This is a genomic window from Methylotenera sp., from assembly GCF_036401095.1.
GTDB lineage: Bacteria > Pseudomonadota > Gammaproteobacteria > Burkholderiales > Methylophilaceae > Methylotenera.
In genome coordinates, this window is sequence record NZ_DASWWA010000027.1 from 81146 (window position 1) to 103515 (window position 22370).

General features: G+C 45.7%; 30 protein-coding genes, 1 tRNA gene and 1 pseudogene. 19 read left to right on the forward strand and 13 right to left on the reverse strand.

Going from position 1 to position 22370, the window contains the following annotated elements:
* Positions 1-24: 24 nt before the first annotated feature.
* Together VGD82_RS12730 and VGD82_RS12735 are read left to right on the forward strand one after the other, a co-directional pair.
* Complete coding sequence (locus tag VGD82_RS12730; protein WP_331020714.1) at positions 25-498, forward strand: FKBP-type peptidyl-prolyl cis-trans isomerase; 474 nt, start codon at positions 25-27, stop codon at positions 496-498.
* Between the two features lie 109 nt (positions 499-607).
* Positions 608-1036: an OsmC family protein gene (locus tag VGD82_RS12735; RefSeq protein WP_331020715.1), complete on the forward strand. Its 429-nt coding sequence runs from the start codon at positions 608-610 to the stop codon at positions 1034-1036.
* Between the two features lie 164 nt (positions 1037-1200).
* Here the strand turns inward: VGD82_RS12735 and VGD82_RS12740 are convergent, their stop codons facing one another.
* The 4 genes from VGD82_RS12740 to VGD82_RS12755 all read right to left on the reverse strand — a co-directional run bounded on the left by VGD82_RS12740 (position 1201) and on the right by VGD82_RS12755 (position 5013).
* On the reverse strand, positions 1201-1518 hold the full coding sequence (locus VGD82_RS12740) for a DUF2322 family protein (protein ID WP_331020716.1): 318 nt from the start codon (positions 1516-1518) through the stop codon (positions 1201-1203).
* A gap of 20 nt (positions 1519-1538) precedes the next feature.
* Complete coding sequence (coq7, locus tag VGD82_RS12745; RefSeq protein ID WP_331020717.1) at positions 1539-2174, reverse strand: 2-polyprenyl-3-methyl-6-methoxy-1,4-benzoquinone monooxygenase; 636 nt, start codon at positions 2172-2174, stop codon at positions 1539-1541.
* Positions 2175-2281: 107 nt separating this feature from the next.
* A complete protein-coding gene (locus tag VGD82_RS12750; RefSeq protein WP_331020718.1) occupies positions 2282-3457 on the reverse strand; it encodes a (Fe-S)-binding protein in 1176 nt (391 codons plus the stop codon).
* A gap of 113 nt (positions 3458-3570) precedes the next feature.
* A complete protein-coding gene (locus VGD82_RS12755; RefSeq protein ID WP_331020719.1) occupies positions 3571-5013 on the reverse strand; it encodes a S41 family peptidase in 1443 nt (480 codons plus the stop codon).
* Positions 5014-5266: 253 nt separating this feature from the next.
* Between VGD82_RS12755 and VGD82_RS12760 the strand changes: the two genes are divergently transcribed.
* On the forward strand, positions 5267-5557 hold the full coding sequence (locus tag VGD82_RS12760) for a SelT/SelW/SelH family protein (protein WP_331020720.1): 291 nt from the start codon (positions 5267-5269) through the stop codon (positions 5555-5557).
* Positions 5558-5637: 80 nt separating this feature from the next.
* Positions 5638-6096, forward strand: a complete 459-nt coding sequence (locus VGD82_RS12765) for a ferritin-like domain-containing protein (protein WP_331020721.1) — start codon at positions 5638-5640, stop codon at positions 6094-6096.
* A gap of 164 nt (positions 6097-6260) precedes the next feature.
* On the opposite strand, the gene VGD82_RS12770 is transcribed toward VGD82_RS12765, so the two are convergent.
* Positions 6261-6809, reverse strand: coding sequence for a C40 family peptidase (locus VGD82_RS12770; protein WP_331020722.1), 549 nt, complete (start codon positions 6807-6809; stop codon positions 6261-6263).
* A gap of 99 nt (positions 6810-6908) precedes the next feature.
* Here VGD82_RS12770 and VGD82_RS12775 point away from each other — a divergent pair, with 99 nt between their 5' ends.
* The 12 genes from VGD82_RS12775 to VGD82_RS12830 all read left to right on the forward strand — a co-directional run bounded on the left by VGD82_RS12775 (position 6909) and on the right by VGD82_RS12830 (position 16980).
* Complete coding sequence (locus VGD82_RS12775; protein ID WP_331020723.1) at positions 6909-8840, forward strand: ATP-dependent DNA helicase; 1932 nt, start codon at positions 6909-6911, stop codon at positions 8838-8840.
* A 179-nt stretch (positions 8841-9019) separates the two neighbouring features.
* Positions 9020-9277 (forward strand): hypothetical protein, encoded by a 258-nt coding sequence (locus VGD82_RS12780; protein ID WP_331020724.1) that lies wholly within the window; start codon positions 9020-9022, stop codon positions 9275-9277.
* 204 nt (positions 9278-9481) lie between these two features.
* A complete protein-coding gene (gene arfB, locus VGD82_RS12785) occupies positions 9482-9886 on the forward strand; it encodes an alternative ribosome rescue aminoacyl-tRNA hydrolase ArfB (protein ID WP_331020725.1) in 405 nt (134 codons plus the stop codon).
* Positions 9887-10030: 144 nt separating this feature from the next.
* Entirely contained in the window at positions 10031-10720 is a 690-nt protein-coding gene (tsaB, locus tag VGD82_RS12790) for a tRNA (adenosine(37)-N6)-threonylcarbamoyltransferase complex dimerization subunit type 1 TsaB (protein WP_331020726.1), read from the forward strand.
* On the forward strand, positions 10717-11178 hold the full coding sequence (gene rimI / locus VGD82_RS12795; protein WP_331020727.1) for a ribosomal protein S18-alanine N-acetyltransferase: 462 nt from the start codon (positions 10717-10719) through the stop codon (positions 11176-11178). Before tsaB ends, rimI begins: the two co-directional genes overlap by 4 nt.
* The gene (locus VGD82_RS12800; protein WP_331020728.1) at positions 11175-11813 is read left to right on the forward strand and encodes a hypothetical protein; all 639 of its coding nucleotides are present in this window, start codon (positions 11175-11177) and stop codon (positions 11811-11813) included. Before rimI ends, VGD82_RS12800 begins: the two co-directional genes overlap by 4 nt.
* Positions 11814-11902: 89 nt before the next feature.
* Positions 11903-12499 carry a LemA family protein gene (locus VGD82_RS12805; RefSeq protein WP_331020729.1) on the forward strand — a complete coding sequence of 199 codons (597 nt, stop codon included), beginning with the start codon at positions 11903-11905 and terminating at the stop codon, positions 12497-12499.
* A 65-nt stretch (positions 12500-12564) separates the two neighbouring features.
* Entirely contained in the window at positions 12565-13365 is an 801-nt protein-coding gene (locus tag VGD82_RS12810; protein WP_331020730.1) for a YgcG family protein, read from the forward strand.
* Positions 13365-13871 carry a TPM domain-containing protein gene (locus VGD82_RS12815; RefSeq protein WP_331020731.1) on the forward strand — a complete coding sequence of 169 codons (507 nt, stop codon included), beginning with the start codon at positions 13365-13367 and terminating at the stop codon, positions 13869-13871. Before VGD82_RS12810 ends, VGD82_RS12815 begins: the two co-directional genes overlap by 1 nt.
* Complete coding sequence (locus tag VGD82_RS12820) at positions 13840-14496, forward strand: hypothetical protein (protein ID WP_331020732.1); 657 nt, start codon at positions 13840-13842, stop codon at positions 14494-14496. The genes VGD82_RS12815 and VGD82_RS12820 overlap by 32 nt, the downstream gene beginning before the upstream one ends.
* A 95-nt stretch (positions 14497-14591) precedes the next feature.
* Entirely contained in the window at positions 14592-16313 is a 1722-nt protein-coding gene (locus VGD82_RS12825; protein ID WP_331020733.1) for a proline--tRNA ligase, read from the forward strand.
* A gap of 67 nt (positions 16314-16380) precedes the next feature.
* Positions 16381-16980: a lytic transglycosylase domain-containing protein gene (locus VGD82_RS12830; protein ID WP_331020743.1), complete on the forward strand. Its 600-nt coding sequence runs from the start codon at positions 16381-16383 to the stop codon at positions 16978-16980.
* Positions 16981-17077: 97 nt separating this feature from the next.
* Here VGD82_RS12830 and VGD82_RS12835 read toward each other — a convergent pair whose 3' ends face one another.
* Positions 17078-17947 carry a hypothetical protein gene (locus VGD82_RS12835; protein ID WP_331020734.1) on the reverse strand — a complete coding sequence of 290 codons (870 nt, stop codon included), beginning with the start codon at positions 17945-17947 and terminating at the stop codon, positions 17078-17080.
* A 92-nt stretch (positions 17948-18039) separates the two neighbouring features.
* Positions 18040-19074 carry a tRNA preQ1(34) S-adenosylmethionine ribosyltransferase-isomerase QueA gene (queA, locus tag VGD82_RS12840; protein WP_331020735.1) on the reverse strand — a complete coding sequence of 345 codons (1035 nt, stop codon included), beginning with the start codon at positions 19072-19074 and terminating at the stop codon, positions 18040-18042.
* Between the two features lie 62 nt (positions 19075-19136).
* On the opposite strand from queA, the gene VGD82_RS12845 reads away from it, so the two are divergent.
* The 3 genes from VGD82_RS12845 (at position 19137) to VGD82_RS12855 (ending at position 19928) form a co-directional block, all read left to right on the forward strand.
* Positions 19137-19221, forward strand: a tRNA-Leu gene (locus VGD82_RS12845).
* A gap of 301 nt (positions 19222-19522) precedes the next feature.
* Positions 19523-19594, forward strand: a complete 72-nt coding sequence (gene pqqA, locus VGD82_RS12850; protein ID WP_012777389.1) for a pyrroloquinoline quinone precursor peptide PqqA — start codon at positions 19523-19525, stop codon at positions 19592-19594.
* A 187-nt stretch (positions 19595-19781) separates the two neighbouring features.
* On the forward strand, positions 19782-19928 hold the full coding sequence (locus tag VGD82_RS12855; protein ID WP_331020736.1) for a hypothetical protein: 147 nt from the start codon (positions 19782-19784) through the stop codon (positions 19926-19928).
* A 98-nt stretch (positions 19929-20026) separates the two neighbouring features.
* Here VGD82_RS12855 and VGD82_RS12860 read toward each other — a convergent pair whose 3' ends face one another.
* From VGD82_RS12860 to VGD82_RS12885, 6 genes and pseudogenes are all read right to left on the reverse strand, one after another.
* The gene (locus VGD82_RS12860) at positions 20027-20224 is read right to left on the reverse strand and encodes a thioredoxin family protein (RefSeq protein ID WP_331020744.1); all 198 of its coding nucleotides are present in this window, start codon (positions 20222-20224) and stop codon (positions 20027-20029) included.
* Entirely contained in the window at positions 20134-20334 is a 201-nt protein-coding gene (locus VGD82_RS12865) for a hypothetical protein (protein ID WP_331020737.1), read from the reverse strand. Before VGD82_RS12865 ends, VGD82_RS12860 begins: the two co-directional genes overlap by 91 nt.
* A 155-nt stretch (positions 20335-20489) precedes the next feature.
* Positions 20490-21107 (reverse strand): translesion error-prone DNA polymerase V autoproteolytic subunit, encoded by a 618-nt coding sequence (locus tag VGD82_RS12870; protein ID WP_331020738.1) that lies wholly within the window; start codon positions 21105-21107, stop codon positions 20490-20492.
* A gap of 113 nt (positions 21108-21220) precedes the next feature.
* The gene (locus VGD82_RS12875) at positions 21221-21553 is read right to left on the reverse strand and encodes a DUF4144 family protein (protein WP_331020739.1); all 333 of its coding nucleotides are present in this window, start codon (positions 21551-21553) and stop codon (positions 21221-21223) included.
* 33 nt (positions 21554-21586) lie between these two features.
* The gene (locus VGD82_RS12880) at positions 21587-22153 is read right to left on the reverse strand and encodes an antibiotic biosynthesis monooxygenase (RefSeq protein ID WP_331020740.1); all 567 of its coding nucleotides are present in this window, start codon (positions 22151-22153) and stop codon (positions 21587-21589) included.
* A 75-nt stretch (positions 22154-22228) separates the two neighbouring features.
* Positions 22229-22370, reverse strand: a pseudogene (locus VGD82_RS12885) (hydrolase); the annotation flags it as partial.

A 22370-nucleotide genomic window follows, 5' to 3' on the forward strand; every position in this document is an offset into this window, starting at 1 on the left:
AGATAGAACGCTACAGGACACACAATGAAATTATTAGGATCATTACTCGCGGTTGTTTGCTTGTTAAGCTTAGGTGCATGTCAAGCCGAGTCAAATAAATCAACATCAGATAAGTCAACAGTTAAGGAAGCAAAAGCGATGTCAGAACAAGTTAAAGAGTTACAAAAGATTGATACTTTAGTGGGTGAAGGGCGCGAAGCTGAGCCTGGTTTTAATGTAACCGTGCATTACACTGGCTGGCTGTATGACCCATCTGCTAAAGATGGTAAAGGTAAAAAGTTTGATAGCAGCTTAGACCGCAAGCAGCCTTTCGTATTCTTCTTGGGCGCTGGCCAAGTGATTCAGGGTTGGGATGAAGGTTTTGCTGGCATGAAAATCGGCGGTAAACGTACACTGATTATCCCATCAGAAATGGGCTACGGTGCGCGTGGCGCAGGTGGCGCTATTCCACCAAATGCTGATCTGATTTTTGATGTGGAATTATTAGGCGTTAAATAATTCATCAGCAGTTTATTGACCATGACTGGCTATGATAGCGTTTGTATTCAGCGCTATCAGTTTGTTACAACTGGTTATTGATTAGACCTAACGGTACGAGAGATGGAACATGAAAGTAAGTATAAAGTGGATTGACGGTGTAAGTTTTGTCGGCGAGTCTGAGACTGGCCACGCTGTTGTGTTGGATGGCGCACCTGAAAACGGCGGCCGTAATATTGGTATGCGCCCGATGGAAATGCTGTTAATCGGCATGGGTGCTTGCACTTCATTCGATGTGGTGGCAATTTTGAAAAAAGCGCGCCAGCCTATTTTTGATTGTGTTGCCGAGATTGACGCAATCCGTGCAGATGAGATTCCAAAGGTATTTACCAAGATTCATGTGCATTTTGTGATTACTGGCGACAATTTAAACCCAGCACAGGTGGAGCGTGCGGTTAAACTGTCTGCGGAGAAATATTGTTCAGCTTCTATTATGCTGAGCAAAAGTGTAGAAATCACACATGACTTTGAAATAAAACCATTGGCTGTACAAGCCTAAGGTTAAGTAATTGCTTGGTTTCTGCTGTGCAGAAGTTAGTCCTAGTAATTACTGCAATAAAAAAGGGGATGAGCAATCATCCCCTTTTTTATCTTTGTAAGTACTCAATCACCTGAGCCTCTAAGCAAGCAGTTCGTCCGTTATCTGGATAAACGGGTATCAGTTTATGCTTCAATCACTTTTACCGTGAGCGGTTGTTCATCTTCTAAAATATTCAGTAATCGGTCTACGTTCGGGTGCTTGCCTGGGCAGTTTTCAGCATCTTCAGTATGCTCTGCATATAAGCTTAAACCTTCAACCGCTGCATCTAAAGAGATTTCACCATACATGCGCGCTAAGTGACTGTAAACCTTGATTGAGCCTTGGCTGCCAGGTTTATTCTCAATCACCCCCGCTGGGCTGCCGTCTTTATTGTAAAGCTCGATACGTTCGACATTGGAAGCGTCATCGAGAGTTTGTAGTACGTCACTGAATTTTTGCATGGTATTGCCTTAAAAAATAATTAGATATGATAGGTAGTGCTAGTCATTAGTTGCGACATTTTTGTCATGCAGAACTTAATCGGCGCAGGTAGTTGGGCTGCGCCTTGTATGCTTGCATCATTTGCGTGTTTGGCTTCATCAATTTGCATTTGCTCAATGATACGGCGTGACTTTTCATCTGTGGCTGGCAGCTGGTCAAGATGGCTGGCTAAGTGTGCGCCTACCTGCTTTTCGGTTTCTTCCAAAAAGCCTAGGCTCCAATTGTCGCCTAAGGCACCTGCTACTGCGCCAATTGCAAATGAGCCTGCATAGAATAATGGATTAAGTACGCTAGTGTGCCCACCTAATGCTTCAATGCGTGATTCGCACCATGCCAAATGCTCGGTTTCTTCTCGTGCGGCTTGTTGCATGCTGATGCTGGTCGCCGCGCTTTGTGCGGTAAGTGCCTGCCCACTGTAGAGTGCCTGTGCACAGACCTCACCAGTATGGTTGACACGCATTAGCGCGCTTACATGTTTTTTCTGCTGGTTATCCATTGGCGACTCATCAATGGCCGCATCCGGATGTTGACGTTCGCTATGTGGTTTTGCAAACAGGGTGCGCAACCCGGTGTCAAACGCACAAATTAATTTGTCTGTCGTGATTAATCTGTTCATGAAAGTTATTCTACGCTTAATTGTCTTGGCTAAGCTAGTATCCCGTCGTTTGTTTTGTGTGCCAATACGATTATGCTGCTGGTATCGGTTTTAGCAAGCTTGCTGGTTTATGCCCTAAACCCCATTTGCTTTGCAATAACTTGTACAGGGTGCAGTACATCAATGTCCATGCCTTCGTTCTCTAATCCCTTAGCGATATGGATGCTACAGCCAATATTAGAGGTGGCCAGTATTGATACCTGATTGGACTGTATAGCGGCAAGTTTATCATTGCGTAGCGTGTTTGCCATCTCTGGCTGCGTAATAGTGTAAGCGCCAGCGCCACCACAGCATTGACCGTTGCCCGGCAGTGCTTGTATATCGGTAGTCGGAATTTTTTTAAGCAAGTCATACACCGCTTTTTGTGCTTTGAGTCCATTGCGTAGTGAACAAGGGTCCTGCACGAAAATGCGTTGTTGTAGCGGTGCAACCTCTGCTGCAGACCAGTCGCAATTGATTAAAAAGGTACTGATGTCCTGTACTTGATGCGTGGTAAGGTAGTCCTGCAGGACTGCGCCGCAACCGCTTGCCGTGGAGAGTATGGGCATGCTGCGGTCAAAGCTCGCGCCATTTCTTGCAACTAGGGTGTCTGCTTCAGTGGCGTCACCGGCTTGGCGAGCAATACTGCCGCAGCATGTTTGCGCAGTGGGTACGTGTACATCGTAGCCCAGTGCGTTTAATACATAAACGCTGGCGCTTAATGTTTGGTTATCAAAAGCGTTGGTGGCGCATCCTAAAAATAAACTCACAGCACCGCGCTTGGGTATGGTCGCTGGGTACAAGGCCTTCCATACAATAGGCTTGGGGATGGTCGGCAAAAGTTTCGCAGCAGGTACGATGCGCTTTAACGCGCCAAGCAATTTGGCTTTAGATAGTAGCCAAAGCGGCCATGTGGCTAGGTAGCTTAATGTACGGTAACGGATAAATGGTTTGGCCAAGCTTAAGCCAAGACTTTTTTTCTTGATGTAAAGTGCACGTGTTGTATCCACCAGTGCGCCATAGCTCACGCTGTTCGGGCATGCCGACTCACAACTGCGGCAGCTTAGGCACAGGTCAATATGCTCTTTGAAGCGTGCGCTGTTCGGCAGGATATCTTGCGATACGGCTCGGATAAGCTGGATGCGTCCACGTGGAGAGTCTGCCTCAGAGCCCGTCTTTCTGTAGGTAGGGCAATGCGGTAAGCACAGGCCGCATGCAACGCAGCGGTCAGCTTCAGCAGTGAGTTCTTTAAGTGATAACGTCATGGTGACATTATAATCGTTTTCAATCTCAACACTTATTAAACAATGTTAAGTCATGGTGGCAGACGTAAAAAAACCGCCTTAACTATGGCGGTTTAGTTTGCTACGGCAATACCTTATTCAGTTTTTGGTGTTTCAGCTTTTACCGCAGGGGTAGACTGAACAACTGGCAAGCCTTTTAGCAGGTTCATGGCTTGCGTAAATTGAATATCATCTTTACTTGCAGGCTCTATCGGTGCGCTAGGCTCTGCGTATTTCTTCTCATTCAATTTTGCTTTGGCGGCATCATTGTGAGTAGCGCTGTCTGCAGGTTTATTTGCTTCAGCATCTTTTGGATTAGATAGATGGCGAGATAAGTCCGCTTCATGGATTGCGCCAGATTGGTCGGTACCATCTTCAACCAAGTAGTCAGGCACAATACCTTTAGCCTGGATAGAGCGACCTTTAGGCGTAAAGTAGCGTGCAGTGGTTAGCTTAATCGCCGCACCGTTATTCATCGGCATAATGGTTTGCACTGAACCTTTACCAAAGCTTTGTGTACCCAATACTGCAGCGCGTTTATGGTCTTGCAGGGCGCCCGCTACAATTTCAGATGCAGAAGCAGAGCCACTGTTAATCAATACCACCATAGGTACGGTTTTGATATCTGCCGGTAAATCGCGGATGTAGTCGTTTGCTGCGCCACCACGTACGTAGTTTTCCGGTGTGGCAGTGAGTTGCATTTTAGAGTCAGGTGCACGGCCTTCTGTGTAAACCACTAACTCACCTTTAGGTAAGAAGGCAGCAGACACGCCTACTGCACCGTTCAGTAAGCCGCCCGGATCGTTACGCAGGTCTAATACTAAGCCCTTAAATGCACCTTTGTTTTCTGTGTGCATGGTTTTAATGGCTTTGGCTAAGTCTTCACCAGTACGTTCCTGGAACTGCGTGACACGTACGTAGGCATAGCCAGGCTCGGTTAGTTTGTATTTAACGCTCTTGCTCTTAATAATTGCACGGGTCAGCGTGAACTTAAGTGGCTTGGTTTCAGTTTTGCGGATCACCGTAAGTATAATTTTGGTATCAGGTTTGCCGCGCATGCGTTTAACCGCATCATTCAATGTCAGCCCTTTAACTGGAGTGTCATCAAGCTTAACGATTAAGTCGCCGCTTTTCAGGCCAGCTGCATAAGCTGGAGAGTCTTCAATCGGAGAGATTACTTTGACTAAGCCATCTTCCATGCCAACTTCAATGCCCAGTCCGCCAAATTCACCCTGTGTGGCAACTTGCATGTCTTTAAATGCATCGGGGTCCATATAGGTGGAGTGCGGGTCTAAGCCGGTAAGCATGCCGCTGATGGCTTCTGAAATGAGTTTTTTGTCTTCAACCGGCTCTACGTAGTCGGTCTTGATTTTGCCAAACACTTCAGCAAAAGCACGTAGATCATCCAGCGGCAGCTGCGGTTTAACCATTTTTTCTGCAACGGCAGAGTAGGTTAAGCTCAGCATTAGGCCAAGTATTAAACCTGAGCCAACTAGCCCGATTTTAGTAAGCCTGTGATGTTTATTATTTACTTGCATGAATGTAAGGTGTCCTAACAAAAGTAACAGTAACTGATTTATGCTTTAATATCTCAACTCGCTTTATATTAGGTTACATAAAGCAAGATTAGGGTTTGTTGCACTAATACATTGCGCATACGTCGCGCTAGATTTAACGGGCTAAACAACAGCCTAGCGATAACTATGAGTTGCCAAATATTTTTTAGTTTCAGAGTTTAATCATTATATTGCGTTCTACGCATATTAAACTATATCGGTCGGGACATACAAATTGAGTAGATATATTGTTGAAATCACCTATTGCACGCAGTGCCGTTGGTTATTGCGCGCGGCATGGCTTGCGCAAGAGCTATTAACAACGTTTGAGCAAGATTTATACAGTGTGGCATTAAGGCCGGGTACTGGCGGCATCTTTGAAGTGAGCTTAAATGATGAGCTGATTTTCTCCAGAAAAGAGGCTGGCAGGTTCCCCGAGGCAAAAGAGATTAAGCAACTGGTGCGTGATAAAGTAGACCCAGACCGTCATTTGGGGCATAGTGATAAAACGACTACTGAGAACTAGTCGTCTATCGCATGCGTCAGTATTAAGCGTTACCGATCCAGAGTCGGGCGATATATTTTTTGATAAGAAAGGATTACAAAATGTCAGATCATCACGATAACAGTCCTATTGTGGACGCACTCAATACGATTTTAGAGTTTGAATTAGCTGGGGTTGTAAGATACACCCACTATTCGTTGATGGTGTTTGGTTACAACCGTATTCCTATTGTGTCATGGCTACGTAGCCAAGCGACAGAGTCTTTAGATCATGCAAATAAAGCAGGTGAAATTATTACGCATTTAGGTGGGCATCCATCATTGTCAATCGGCCCTTTGTTAGAAACTCATAATCATGACATCGGTGATATTTTACGTGAGTCTTTAGCGCATGAAACGGCAGCTTTAAATGCATATAAAGCATTGTTAAAACTGGTAGAGGGAGATTCAGTAATGCTGGAAGAGTACGCCAGAGAAATGATTTACCAAGAAGAGCTGCATTTGGGTGAAGTGGATAAAATGTTGCGTAAGCCTGGGGATTTAGCTAAGTTCCACGCCTAAGCTAAACTCTGGGTTTGATATTAACTGGCGGCATTTGCCCGCCAGTTAGTTAAGACATGCGAAATTAAAACAGAAAGTTAGATAACTAGTTCAGCAGGTTGTCGGTATTGTAAGAACAGTAAAACGTATCATTGCAAACTTATAGGTTTGCGCTCCGGCTTCCATTAGTTTTTATCTTGCTCAGGCTCTATGCGCTGGGCGCCATTAAAGCGTTTGCTCCAATAGCTAGTTTGCATATCATCTACACGCACACCGCCGCCACTGCTTGGCGAGTGAATAAAACGGTTGTTCCCTACATAAATACCTACATGTGAGAAAGTTGATTTGAGTGTGTTGAAGAACACTAGGTCACCTGGCTGCAAATCACTTTTAGATACTGATTTTCCAATCTGGCTAATGGCTTTTGCGCCATGTGGCAGGCTTAAATTAGTGGCTTGCTGGTATACATAGCGCACAAAACCACTGCAATCAAAACCGGTTTCTGGTGAGGTGCCACCATATTTGTAGGTAATGCCGGTGAGGCTGAGTGCACTCACTAAAACTTCACGCGCACGTTCTGGCCAAGCGTGATGGGCCTCTACAGGCTCTGCTGGCGTAGATTTCTCTGTGAGTGTGTTTGTGTTGGTCAGCCCGTTAGGGGTAGCTGCGCAGGAGGCACTGGTGAGTGCGAGCACTAAACACACTAAATAATTGTAGTAAGTGAATTTTGCCACGGACTCATTATATTCAACTTACCCAAAAGTACCAAATGTGACGATAACTCAGGTTAAAACAAACATGAGCGTGTTAACTCATGGGATAATTACCGTTCTATGAGTGAATACAATATCCGCCAAGTTTTTGAAAAAGATGGCATTTTAGCTTCTCACATTGCTGGTTACCACGAGCGTACCCAGCAATTGGAAATGGCGTTGGCGATTGCCGATGCAATTGAGCATAATACCCAGTTAGTCGCAGAAGCTGGCACCGGCACCGGCAAGACATTTGCCTATTTGGTGCCTGCATTATTGACTGGCGGTAAAGTCATTATTTCTACTGGCACTAAGAACCTGCAAGACCAGTTGTTTAGCCGCGACCTACCCAATGTGCGTGATGCACTGAAAGTATCGGTGACGGTCGCTATGCTGAAGGGCCGCTCCAACTATGTGTGCCACTATCATTTAGAGCGTGCAGCTAACGAAGGGCGTTTTTTAGCACGAGATGATGCGCAATACGTCCATGTCATCAAAGCATTCGCTGAGAACAGTAAAACCGGTGATAAAGGTGAGCTGAACACTGTGCCGGAAAATGCTACGATATGGGGCAATGTCACCTCAACTCGTGATAACTGTCTGGGCGGAGATTGCAACTACTATAAAGAGTGCTTTGTGATGGAAGCGCGTAAACAGGCGCTGGCTGCGGATGTGGTGGTCGTGAATCATCACTTGTTCTTTGCGGATGTCATGTTACGCGATGAAGGCGTGGCCGAACTGCTACCCAGCGCCAACACCGTGATATTTGACGAAGCGCACCAATTGCCGGAAGTCGCAGGCTTGTTTTTTGGTGAGGATGTATCCACCAGCCAATTAATGGAGTTGGCACGCGATTGCACTGCCGCACATTTAAGTCTGGCCAAAGACTGTGTGCAGCTGGGAGAAGTGATTCCAGTACTGGAAAAAGCGTGCAAAGATTTTAGGTTGATTTTTTCATATGAAGGTTCACGCATGTCGGTGCAAAAAGCACTGGCACTGAAAAACTTTGAATCTACATTTACATATATGCAAGAGCAGTTGCAAGCCTTGGCAAAAGTGCTGGAAACACAAGCCGCGCGCGACCCGCTACTAGAAAAATGCTGGCAGCGCAGTATGGCACTGCATGACTTACTCAGCCGCTGGCATGCTGCTCAAAATAATAATTTAGTGCGCTGGGTGGAAGTGTTTACGCAATCTGTACAACTGCATGCTACGCCGCTCAGTGTGGCCGAAGGCTTTGGCAAGCAGTTAAACGCACAGCCACGTGCATGGATTTTTACTTCCGCTACTTTGGCGGTTAAAAATGACTTTAGCCACTATTTAGCGCAGATGGGCCTAGAGGCTGCGGCTACAGCTTCCTGGCAAAGTCCGTTTAATTATCAGGAGCAGGCATTGTTTTATGTGCCGCCTGAAATGCCAGACCCCAATCACCCATCCTACACGGCGTGTGTGGTTGCGGCAGCACTGCCGGTGCTACAGGCGAGTGGCGGGCGCGCCTTTGTGCTGTCGACTAGTTTGCGCGCAATGCGCGAAATCCATGCTTTGCTCAAAGATGCATTTGCAGAAAACGGGATTGAATGCCCATTGCTGTTGCAAGGTGATACCTCACGTACCGAACTGCTGGAGCGCTTTCGTAAGCTGGGTAATGCTGTGCTGGTGGGCAGTCAGAGTTTTTGGGAGGGCGTAGATGTGCGTGGCGAGGCCTTAAGCGTGGTGATTATTGATAAATTGCCATTTGCGCCGCCTGATGACCCGGTGTTGTCGGCACGTGTAGATAAACTTAATGCAGAGGGTAAAAATGCATTTATGGAGTACCAGCTCCCGTATTCGGTGATTACCTTAAAGCAAGGCGCTGGACGCTTGATACGTGATGAAAATGACCGCGGCGTGCTGATGATTTGTGATCCGCGCTTGATAACCAAAGCATACGGCAAGCGTATCTGGCAAAGCTTGCCGCCGTTTAAACGTACACGTGTGTTGAGTGATGTGCAGGAATTCTTTGCTGATCATTAACATACAAAGGCTGCAGGCATGAACTCTTGTGGTGAATTTAGCAAAAATAATGTAGGCAGAATAAATCTCGTGTTTTTGATTGGCTAATTAGTTTAGAATGCGCGTCCTTTATGTTTTTAGCGGCATCGACCATCTGGCGCTAAAAATTTCGCATACGTTTTAAACTTTTGGAATTCAACATGATTCGTTTTTTATCTGCGCTTTTTGCAACCGTACTTTTTTCTGCTTCAACACTTAGCTTTGCAGGTGATTGCAATAAAACAGTGATGGGTGGCGGCTGTACGTTAGAGGCAGGCGCCGGTGTTGCTGCCCATATGCGTAGCCAGCCTGTGGTTAAACCAGCGGTTGCCAAAGCAAAAGAGGCTGTGGCCAAAGAGGCTGCAGTACCAAAAAATGTGAAAATGAGCACAGCAGCAAACCAGAAGCCACAAATTTAGGTTAGATACCTATATGAGTAAGTGCACAGTTGCTGGATGCGCGGGTATGGTGTCGTTCTAATGCAGTCTTCGGGAATATTGCTGCAATTTGCACGGAAAATTATTAAAAAGCTGACGTCATGGTCAGCTTTTTTAATTTTGTCCATGACTTAAAGTAATTGGCGCTATAGTTCTCTTTTTAATTGAATCCCCAAACTTATTGCGATGCATCTTATTCAGATTCCAGAAAGTGAGTACGAGCTTACTGCAATTCGTGCGCAAGGTGCGGGTGGGCAAAATGTCAATAAAGTCTCCAGTGCGATTCATCTACGGTTTGATGTTCAGGCTTCAAGCTTGAGTGATTGGCTTAAAGAGCGCTTACTACACCTTAAAGATAACCGCATTAATGATGATGGGGTGTTAGTGATCAAGGCGCAGCAGTATCGCACGCAAGAGGCCAACAAGAAGGACGCCATTCAACGCCTGCATGAGATTATCAACGCAGCCAATCAAGTCAAACCTACCCGTTATGCCACGCGGCCCACTTATGGCTCCAAGCTGCGTCGACTAGAAACTAAATCACAACGCGGGCATTTAAAGCAATTGCGTGGCAAAATAGCGGGGGAGTAAATCTCCATGCGTTGGCATCATTGTTTATTGCGGTCTTAACTGGCTGTGCTTAGATTAAAATAGTAATTAAGCCTGCCACTAAAGCCACGCAGGGGCGCTTTACTACGAGTGTAATTTAGAAAATGTAGTCTGAAAATTTAACCAATGAATCTATTAGCTTTTGATACCTCAACCGAGTATTTATCACTCGCCATCATGCGTGATAACACGATGTTTAATTATGATGTGCTGGCCGGGCAAACCCACTCGCAAATTATTTTGCCGCAGATTCAGCATTTATTGAATCAAGCAGAATTACAGTTACAGGATTTAATCGGCCTAGCCTTTGGCGCCGGGCCTGGTTCCTTTACAGGGGTGCGTATTGCCGCTGGCGTAGCTCAGGGTTTGGGCTTTGGGGCGAATCTGCCTGTGGTTGGTGTTTGCACCTTGATGGCATTGGCAGAAGCTAGCGGTGCATCTAAAGTGATTGCCTGCTTGGATGCGCGCATGGGCGAGGTTTATCACGCGGCGTATGCGAAAGATGCTGCGGGTTGGCAGGCCGTGCTTGCGCCCGGCTTATATAAGCCAGATGCCGTGCCGGCGCTAGAAGGCGCAGATTGGGTGGGTGTAGGTAGTGGCTGGCAAACTTATGGTGAAGTGCTGGCCGAAGCTTATCGTGGGCAGATTCTATCTACGCAGCCAGCCTTGCTGCCTATGGCAAGTGCGGTGCTAACTTTAGCACAGCCGACTTTTGCAGCGGGTGAAGCCAAAGCCGCAGAGCATGCTATGCCAATTTATATACGTAACCGGGTGGCGCTTAAAACTGCGGAGCGTGAGCAGGGTTTACGTTTATGAGTGCAGTACCAAAGCCACAATATCAATTCCGCGCCATGACGGTTGCCGATTTAGACGCAATCATGGAGATTGAGCCTCACATTTACTCACATCCTTGGACGCGCGGAAATTTTGCAGACTCGCTGAAGTCTGCCCATAACGCATGGGTGCTGTTGCATAATGAAGAAATCATCGGTTATGCATTGATGATGATGGTGCTGGATGAGGCGCATTTGTTAAATTTAAGCATCAGTCAACCCTACCAAAAGCAAGGCTTGGGGCGCTTGTTGTTAGAGCATATGATTAGCATTGCGCAAGCATTAAATGCTGCCAATATGTTTTTAGAGGTAAGAGCCAGCAATATTTCTGCCATTGCTTTATATGAGAACATTGGGTTTAATGAAATGGCTGTGCGCCGCGGCTATTACCCAGCGCACCATGGGCGTGAAGATGCAATTTTAATGGGACTGGCGATATGAGTTTGATGACGCGTGAGGATGTGTTGCGAGAGCTTGAATTGCTACCTGTGTGGCAATTAAAAGCACCGCTATCGAGCGTGTCGGCAATGCCTGCATTAACACCAGTACAGACCAATGTGATTGAAAGCGCAGCGTTATTAAGCCAGATAGTTGAGCCAGTCATTGAGCCAGTCATTGAGCCAGTCATTGAGCCAGCGCCGCTGGTTAGTGTGCATGTGGAGATCGCTGCAGTTGCCGCGCCATTCCGCTTGCTGATTAGTGATAATGCGAGCATGGCGTTTGCGCTGGATAGCAGTTCTAGTGATGCGCAGGATGTGGAAGCGCTATTGAGCAATATGCTGAAAGCGATTAACATAAACTGCAGTATTGATATAGCAGAAGCAACTATCACGACACTCGCGGAACATAGGGTTAAGTTATTGGTTGTGATGGGCGAGATGGCCGCCCACGGTCTGATGGGGCAATTGCAAACCATAGAGGATTGGCGAAGCGACCAGTCTGCCAATCCGCTTAATTATCAGAACTTGCCAGTAGTGATTACTTACCACCCTGCATTTTTGCTTAAAAACACTGACCACAAGGCAAAGGCCTGGGTTGATTTATGCGCAGCAAAACGTATTCTACAAGGGTTGTGATTAGCGTAAGGCTTGTAAATAAAAGATTCGGCACTATATTAAGACCGATAACATTGAATCGGTAATTAATCAATTTTAGAGGAATCATAATGAAACATTTAGTTTTGAGATTTTTAGCCGTGTTGTTTGTATTAAGCTTAACTGGTTGTGGTTACAACACTTTCCAATCGCTGGATGAAGAGTCGAAGGCTAGCTGGTCTGAGGTATTGAATCAGTATCAACGCAGGGCAGACTTGGTGCCTAATTTGGTGAATGTAGTAAAAGGCTACGCTTCACATGAAAAAGAAGTGCTGACGCAAGTTGCAGATGCGCGATCAAAAGTCGGTAGCATCCAAGTGACCCCTGAACTACTAAACGACCCGGAAGCTTTTGCCAAGTTTCAGGCGGCGCAAGGGCAGTTAACGTCTGCATTATCACGTTTACTGGCTGTGTCTGAAAACTACCCAAATTTAAAAGCGGACCAAGGCTTTAGAGATTTACAGGCACAGTTGGAAGGTACCGAAAATCGAATTACAGTTGCGCGTAATCGCTATATCGAAACCATTAAAAACTACAATGTTGCCGTACGTAGTTTTCCTAATAACTTAACCGCTATGGCGCTGGGTTACAAAGCCAAGCCATCATTTACTGTAGAAAACGAAAAAGCAATTTCTGTTGCACCTACGGTTAATTTTGAAAGCAAATAGCTAGCCTAAATACTGGCGTGATTAGCGTGTCTTATTTTTTGAAAGCAAGCTTGTTTGCACTTTGCATGATGCTGCTCGCATCGTTTAATGTGCATGCCGAGCTTGCGCCTATCCCAGTTCTACAACACCGTGTTACTGACTTAACTCAAACCCTCAGCGCTCAGCAGCAATCGGCTCTTGAGCAGAAAATTGCTGCATTTGAGCAGGAGAAGGGCAGCCAAATTGCGGTGTTAATCATACCCACTACCCAGCCGGAAGCGATTGAGCAATATAGCATCCGTGTAGCAGAAGCTTGGAAAATCGGGCGTGAGAAAGAAGATGATGGCGTGCTGCTACTGGTGGCAAAAGACGACCATAAAATGCGTATAGAGGTGGGCTATGGCTTGGAAGGCGCAATCCCTGATTTAATTGCCAAACGTGTGATTACAGAAATCATGGCGCCAAGTTTTAAACAAGGTGACTTTTACGGCGGCATCAGCAAAGCTGTGGACGCACTGATAGGTTTGATTGCGGGTGAGCAGTTGCCAGCGCCGGTTAATCAGAATGGTCAGAACAGTTTTGGTGACCTACTGCCTTTGTTGCTGGTTGGCGGCTTGATACTAGGCAGCATATTACGTGCGGTATTTGGCGACTTTTTTGGCGGCATTTTAAATGGTGGTGTTGTCGCCGCCCTAGCCTGGTTTTTTGGGGTAGCTTTGTTAATTGCGCTGATATTGGGTATTGTTGCCTTTATTCTCACTTTGATTGGCCCCTCTGGGCTAGGGCAACTCGGCAGTGGTAGCTATAGTGGTGGAGGTGGACATTCCGATAGCTGGAGTGGCGGTGGTGGCGACTTTGGCGGCGGCGGGGCATCAGGAGATTGGTAATGGCAGCTAAACTGATACGACGCTTATGCAGGCATATTTGCACTTTACCAGGTGCGGTGAAAAAGCATTTTTGTTACGGTGCGATACAGCGTATAGAAGCGGCAATCGCTACCAGTGAGTTGCAGCATCTAGGCGAGATTCGTTTTGCGGTAGAAGCCAGGTTGCCATTGTCGGCACTGCTTGCCAAGAAAACGGCTAAGCATAGGGCGCTGGAAATTTTCTCATCATTAAAGGTGTGGGATACAGAACAAAATAATGGTGTACTGATTTACCTGCTGTTGGCGGATCATGATTTTGAAATTTTGGCAGATCGCGGCATACATAAACATGTGGGGAGCCATGGCTGGGAGCAGATTAGCCGCCACATGGAGCAGATGTTCAAGCAAGGGAAATTTGAGGCCGGTGTGATTGAAGGCGTCGCAAAAATTAGTGAGCATCTGATTCAATATTACCCAGCCCACGGTAAAAATAAAAATGAGCTACCCGACACCCCGGTTATTTTGTAAATTATTGCTGGGGCTCAGTTTACTAATACCACTCAGCTCGCAGGCATCTATTGCCGACATTACTCGTATTTATAAACAAACACCAAAATTGGAAGCTTTTGAAATCTGCACCGGTGGCGGCTGCGCAGAGATTAAACAGGTTGCAGTGACTGTGGATGAATGGCAAGTCATTAACACTATATTTGAGGATGCTATTCCAACCAAAGACGCAGTGTTAGAACGCAGGCATATTGCAGAAGCGATAGGCGCATTGGAAAAAATAGTTGGTGCTAAAACAGGTACCAGCACTGACCGTGCAGGCACATTTGATAACTCACGTTACCCCGGGCAACTTGATTGCAATGATGAGGCTATTAATAGCACGACCTATATGCGCCTGATGTACCAACATGGCTTAATTAAGTTGCATGTGGTTGAAGATATGCGTACGCGCAGTTATTTTCTGTTTGGCTGGCCGCATAGCACTGCGGTGATTCATGAACTTGCCACAGGCGAGCGTTACGCAGTTGATAGCTGGTTTTACGATAACGGCTATCCTGCCACTATTGTGCCGTTTGCATCGTGGAAATCTGGCTACTTTCCAGCCGATAGCCCCATCCTAAAGGGTCGCTCTGAGGTTAAATAATGCAAACTTACGGGTGCGGTGTAATAAGTATTACTGACTAACACACTGATTATCTGTAAAATTCGCATTTTTATTTAGCACTGATCTTAATTACTATGCGCGCCTCTCAATTTTTCTTTAATACTCAAAAAGAAGCCCCTAACGAAGCTGAACTGCAAAGCCATATTTTAATGGTGCGTGCCGGCCTGATTAAACGTCTAGGTTCAGGGCTGTATAGCTGGATGCCACTAGGTCTGCGCGTCCTACGCAAGGTAGAGCGTGTGGTGCGTGAGGAAATGAACAATGCAGGTGCGTTAGAGCTTTTAATGCCGGCAGTGCAGCCTAAAGAACTGTGGGAAGAAACCGGCCGCTGGGCGGTATTTGGCCCACAAATGCTTAAAATTCAAGATAGGCACGAGCGCGAGTTCTGTTTTGGCCCAACGCATGAAGAGGTGATTACCGATATTGCGCGTAAAGAGATTCGCAGTTACAAGCAATTGCCGCTCAATTTTTATCAGATACAGACTAAGTTCCGCGACGAGATTCGCCCACGCTTTGGTGTGATGCGCGCACGCGAGTTTATGATGAAAGATGCCTATTCGTTCCATACAGATTTTGCATCGCTAGAACAAACCTATAACACTATGTATCAGGCTTACAGCAATGTTTTTACCCGCTTAGGTTTGAAGTTCCGTGCGGTAAAAGCCGATACGGGCGCAATTGGCGGTGACGGTTCGCACGAGTTCCACGTATTGGCAGATTCGGGCGAAGATGGCTTGGCTTACTGTGAGACTTCAGACTTTGCGGCAAACGTGGAGTTGGCGGAGGCGATTCCTGTCGCTACCAGCCGTGGCGCCGCTGCTGAAGCCATGCGTGAAGTAGATACGCCGAAACAAACCGCATGCGAAGATGTAGCGAAATTACTGGAAATCAGCATAGAGCGCACCGTTAAGGCAATTGCCTTAATTGCCAAGGGTGCAGCAGGTAACGATAAGTTTTACTTGGCATTGTTACGTGGCGACCATCACCTAAATGAAGTGAAACTAGGCAAGCTCAAAGGTTTGGCCGATTTCAGATTTGCCACTGAAGAAGAAATCCGCGCTAACCTCAATTGCCCACCAGGCTTTATTGGCCCAGTAGGCGTGGGAACCAATGTCACCGTGATTGCAGATAAAACCGTGGCATTGATGAGCGATTTTGTTTGCGGTGCCAATAAACCTAAATACCACTTAGCTGGTGTGAATTTTGGCCGTGACTTACCTGAGCCGGTGTTGGTGGCAGATATCCGTAACGTAGTGGCAGGTGATGCCAGCCCAGATGGTAAAGGCTTGCTGTCATTATGCCGCGGTATTGAAGTTGGTCACATTTTCCAGCTGCGCACCAAATACTCAGAAGCCATGAGCGCAACCTACCTAGATGAAAACGGGCAAACTCAAGTGATGGAGATGGGTTGTTACGGTATTGGTGTGTCACGCATTGTGGGTGCAGCGATTGAGCAAGGTAATGATGAGCGCGGCATTATCTTCCCTAAGAGCATGGCACCGTTTGAAGTAGTGATTTGTGCAATTGGCTATGATAAGTCTGAGGCGGTTAAAACTGCAGCAAATAAACTACATGATGAATTACAGGCCGCTGGCGTTGACGTGCTGTTAGATGACAGAGGCGAGCGCCCTGGCGTGATGTTTGCCGAAGCAGACTTGATGGGCATTCCGCATCGCTTAGTGATTGGTGAGCGTGGCCTCAATGAAGGTAATGTAGAGTACAAAGCCAGAACGCAGGCGGATGCGCAGTCTGTAGCGCTGGCATCAGTGGTTGAATTTGTGCAGAATTTGGCTTAGTATCAAGGTGTTGCATTGATTGCATTAGGGAGTTTGCGTGCTAAAAAAACTACGAATTAGCTTGCTGATGTTGTTAGGTGCGTTAGTGCCTCACATGAGCTATGCTGGCTCGCAGATTGAAGAGCCACTTTCTAATAGCGTGAAGGCACTGATGCAGCGCAGTGTAAGTGACCGCGCTGCGCCTACGCTGACCTTTGCTACTAAAGAAGAAGGCCAAGCTTGGCTGAATGAAATGTCGCAGCGCCTGCAAAAACGCATGCCAGACCAGCAGTATCGGGAAGACTTTTTGCGCACCGTGCATTACGAAGCCAGCCGCGCGGGTTTAGACCCACAAATGGTGTTGGGCCTGATTCAGGTGGAGAGTGGCTTTAAAAAGTATGCAGTTTCCTCAGTGGGTGCTCGTGGCTTTATGCAAGTGATGCCATTCTGGGTGCGTAGTATAGGCGCTAACGATCATAATTTGTTTTTGCTGCGTACTAACCTACGTTATGGCTGTACAATTTTAAGGCACTATGTAGATATTGAACGCGGTGATTTATATCGTGCTTTAGGGCGCTACAATGGTAGTTTGGGTAAGCCGGAGTACCCAAATTTAATCCTTGGGGCTTGGCGTAAAAACTGGGATTACACGCCAAATCGCTGGTCAGTTCCACCCAAGAATATTTAATTGGTGCTCATGTTCTTAGTTAACCATCCGTGATTAATAAAAAAAACCGCCCATCAGGCGGTTTTTTTATTGTGTACTTGCTAAGCGTTACTGCAAATTACTTTTGTATTTTAAAGCCATAGTAAGTACCAAATTCACCCTCTGGCTCATGGAACACAAACAGCATTTGGTTGGCGTAACCTAGGCCGGTGTAATGGTTGTTAGCACGCAATTTTAGTGCTTTAGGTAATGCAGATTTGCCTACAAATTTACCTGTAATATCAAACATTAGTACAGTTTTATGGTCTACGTCGAGCAAAGCAAACTCTTCCCCTTTTACTGCAGTATAGGCAATAAATGAGTCGCTCACGTCATCATGCGCAGCACCGGCTTTGTCGAGCTCTAGCGTGATGACCCCGATTTTTTCTCTGCTGTTTGGGTCCACAATAAATACATTGTTCCCATGCGCCTGCTTTGCGTAATAGCGTTTATGCTCGGCATCGTAGCTTGGGATGGTCGCAGAGTCACCAAACGCAGGGTTGAATTGTGAAATCTCGTCAGATGAGTCTTTTAAATCACCAGACTCAGTTAAATGGATAGAGAAAATACCTGAGTTAGGTGCAAAGCCTAAATCACTGGAGATATTGTAGGTAACTGTTTCCAGCTGGTGCGTGTTAGTGTTGTAGTAAATCGAACGGTTATCGTAACCTGGGCGTGAAGAGTTTACATATTTGCCGTCTTCGTCATAAGCATGAATTTGCGATTTTGAATACGGCGCTTCAGTTTCGCTACCCATAGGCGCTAAGCCGCCATCTGCAATGTAATAGCGCTTAAAGCCTGGAATGTGCGCTACGGTAAATGGGCGCGTGGTTGGCTTTTTTACCATCGGAATTTTAATGCCAACTTCGGCCTCAGGTAAAATCTCCGCATTAGCAGTTGAGGCCAGCGTCATTAAGGCAAACGGAATGAGTAGGGTGAGTGCGCGCATTTTTTCTCTATTTCTTCAAACGGTTAAGTGTCAGTTAGTCCAAGTGATTCTGGTTTTTGTTCAATATAGTTCAATCAGCCATGCATATGCATCTATGCCGCATGTAGTTTTTCTATCAGCATGGCATCGCCATAACTAAAGAAACGATACTCAGCCTCTACGGCATGGGCATAAGCTTTCCTGATGTTATCAGTGCCGGCAAATGCAGAGACTAGCATGAGTAAGGTGCTTTTAGGTAGATGAAAGTTGGTCAGTAAGCGATCAACTACATTAAAGCGATAACCTGGCGTAATGAAAATGTCGGTGTCTCCTTCGCCTGCGGCTAATTTGCCATTTCTTGCAGCACTTTCCAGTGCACGCATCGCTGTGGTACCAATTGCTGTGACGATACCGCCACTGGCTTTGGTTGCCTCAATTAGTGCGACTGTTTCTGGTGGTACATGAAATAACTCGCTGTGCATTTTGTGGTCTGCCACGTTATCGACACGCACAGGCTGAAATGTACCGGCGCCTACGTGCAGCGTGACATATGCGATATTTACGCCTTTTGCTTTGAGCTGTTCCAGAATCTCGGTGCTGAAGTGTAAGCCTGCGGTAGGCGCGGCTACTGCGCCCAAGTGTTTTGCGTACACAGTTTGGTAACGCTCTTCGTCATGGTCGGTCGCACCGTGGGTAATATATGGCGGCAACGGCAATGCGCCATGCTGCTCAAGTAACTCAAACACCGAAGAATCGCTTAAAAAATGTAGCTCGAATAAATCGTCATGGCGTGCGGTGACTTCTACATCAAATGCTTCGCTAAGTGTGATGCGGCTGCCAACTTTAGGCGCACGCGATGCACGCACATGTGCGTAGGCAGTGTTTTGGTTAATCACTCGTTCAATCAATACTTCAACACTGCCGCCAGAGTGCTTGTTTCCAAATAAGCGGGCCTTGATAACGCGCGTGTCATTAAAAATGAGTAAATCCCCAGCTTTGAAGAAGTCAGGGAAGTCTAAAAACTGTTTATCCGTTAATTCACTGCTCGCACTATTGAGGTATAACATGCGACTGGCAGTGCGTTCTGAGGAGGGATGTTGTGCAATTAGTGAAGAAGGTAGATAAAAATCGAAATCTTGGGTTTTCATATGGCTCATAGCTTGCTATAATAGCGAAATCGCAATTATACAGGAATGTATAATTCCAAGAGGCCCAGGTGGCGGAATTGGTAGACGCACGGGACTCAAAATCCCGCGCCGCGAGGCGTGCCGGTTCGATTCCGGCCCTGGGCACCAAAACACTAAAAATACCTCTCTTACGAGAGGTATTTTTTTATCTTAAACTTGAGCAAGCTTAATCTGTTAGCGGTAAGTATTCATCAGTTTTTTTTGATCTAACTGATTGATTTCTATATGGGTAGCTTGTTTTTATACTGCGGCATCAGCTTAGGCATATATCTCTATAGTTTTAGTGGATCATGATTTTACTTAGCTGTTATTCATGAACAGTGACAGTGTTATTTCTCTGCACAGGTGGATAATGGAATCATTGGAACAAGACATTATGTCAGTTCAACCAAATACTAGGAGAATGATTATGTGGACAACACCAGCAGCAACAGAAATGCGTTTTGGCTTTGAAGTTACTATGTATGTTATGAACAAATAATTATTGTTTGCACTTAATTATTTTTTGTAATAGCAGTATTTGCAATACAATAAGGGAGCTTATGCTCCCTTTGTCATTTATATGACATAAAACTTGCTTATAGTTACCCACTATTAAAGCAATTTATCGAAGTTACCTACTTCATTTGTAATAAACAGGAAACCAAAAGTTTCTAAAGGAGATTTAAATGTACACATATCAACAATATGATGATGTCACGCCAGATGTGGTGCTAGACGCAGATCAAGTCATACGCTTCATCTTCACTGCAGTATTTGTCGTCGCAGTGTTTATCGTTCCCACTGCGGTTGCTATACAGTTTTTTGTAGCTTAGTCAGGTTTTGTAGCTTATGGCCTCGATGGCTAGTTGCTCAAATGTAGTGCGTTCTCGTTTACTAGCCTTTGCTCGGTATGCAAGCGGCTGCGTACTTGTTATTTAAGCTTAGCTAAGGCCGCGCTAATGGATGCTTTACTTAATGGACGCACTAATCGCTCGATTTCTACACCATCTTGTAACAGAATGAGTGTAGGCCACAGTTTCACTGCATAAGTCCGGCCCAAGCGCTGGCCTTTGCCGTCTTCAATTTTAATATGATGGATGTTAGGGTAGGCGTTGATGGCTGCGCCGATGTTGGCCTGAGCCGCTTGGCAATGTCCGCACCAGTTTGCGCCAACTCTACTAGGGTAGCACCCGGGCGCTGATCAAGAAATTCACGATTAATGGGTTGGTTGGGGAGCATGCTGTCTAATAATGCCTCTAAATAAATATGTTGATTGAAAGCAGTTACTTAGTCAAGCTGTGCCCATCCATCCCACAACTTTACCCACAGAAATTGTGGAGTAATCAAAGTCAGGTTATCCTCAGCACCTTACATAGTTCTATTTAGCAGGTGCTTTATTTAAAGCGCCTGAAAGAGCCAGTTACTACACCCCATACCTCAAAGTTCATTTCCTCTGTGATATTAATCGGTGCATAGTCCGCGGATGAGTTTGCAGGTAGCAAGCGGATATTGCCTTCTTTACTGCGGCTTAAGGTTTTGATGGTAAATTCACCGTCAATTACTGCTAATACAATATCGCCGATAGAGGCAATTTTTGCGCGGTCAACCACGGCTTTATCGCCCGGCAATAAGCCTATGTCCACCATAGAGTAACCTTGAATCGTTACAAAGAAAGTTGTGTCTTTCTTATCAATCAAGAAATCGTTAGGGTCTAGCCTTTGTTCTAAATGGTCTTCAGCTGGGCTAGGTAAGCCTGCGGATACCTTGGAGCTAAATAGCGGCAGTTCCATGGGTTGCGTTACTAAAGCGGGTAATTCAAATTGGGTTACTACGTCTAAATCGGTCATCATTCTTTTTCGTTGGTAAGCAGCCAGAAAATCTTTAATCACAGGGGCTTGGCTGGTGGGGATTCTAAGCACAGAGGTTTGCTCACGAAATTTCCCAGAACCAGTCTTACGGCCAGCACCTTCGCGTTTGCCGCCTGCTTTATTGATTTTAGGTAAATCATTCATGTGATTAATGTTACGTTAATCAAACCGTTAGTGCAACTAAACTTAGATGACCTAATGAGGTTTTAAAAACTATGTATTTAACTTACCTAGAGCCGCCTGTTATGCAAGCTGGGTTAAAGGCATTTGAACGCATCTTCAATAGAGTGTGCTGAAAATTTGGATACGCAGCATGCCCCATGATTCGATAGATGCAGTTGAATCAATTTAATCACTTCATCCAGTTGTATGAGCTCACTTGTGGCTAGTAACGTTAGCTGCTCAGTTTTGTGCAGTGTAAACACATGACCGAGCTTATCAATCAGCATATCCTGTGGCTGAAAGTACGTATTTTTCAGATTCTGGTTGTTTTCAAAATCTGAGCTATTGGCAATTAACAGCAACTCATCATCCGCATGCAGTTTGATTACCGCAGGGAAGTGCACTAAATTTATATTAGATGGGTTCATTGCTGCTTATTGTATACAGATTGGTTGTGACTATTAGCTAAATAACCATTTATGCACTAATTTAGTGTAACGCGGCATCACCACATACACCATCATCAATACCACCAGAAACGTAGTAATCAACACTGTTAACTCATGGCCAAGCGTGACTGAAATGCTGTTAGCTAGCCAATTAACAAATGCAGACATGGTTAACACTAGCGGAAAAATAGCAGACCAAGTCATCAGTAATTGTTTCCATTTTGTAGGTAGCTTGGCTTTTGCCTCTTGTGGCGTGAACCAGAAATCTAGACCGCTACGTACAAAAAATTTGTCATCTTCTACCAGGTATGGCTGTACTTTTTTAATCAGTTTTTTTCTAGCATCGGACTGCATCCAGGTAAGCAGATTTTTGCGTGTATAAAACCGAATAATCACTGTGTAAGTGACGGTAGCGCCTGCCACTGGGTGGACGATACTAACGCCTAAGTGCCCGGGGTAACTTTTAGCTACTGGAATAATCTCGTTTAACCACGCTTCATAATCGAGCTTAGCGTCATCTCTAACATGGTGAGAAATAACAACAGTAGCGGTTTGTTCGGTATCTAATGTGAAAGTCATGCTTAATTATCCCTGGTAAATATTATCCCCAAGATTAAAATTAGCCTCTTGGGGATATTCGTCAATTTTCTGTAGTTATTTATTACCGCTCAGCGCGTTATACGAAGTAATCAGATTACGGTAATCCGGGATATGGTTAGATAACAAAGTAGCCAAACCTTCCACATCATTACGCCAGTCACGGTGTAACTCACAAGCCACGCCAAACCAAGTCATG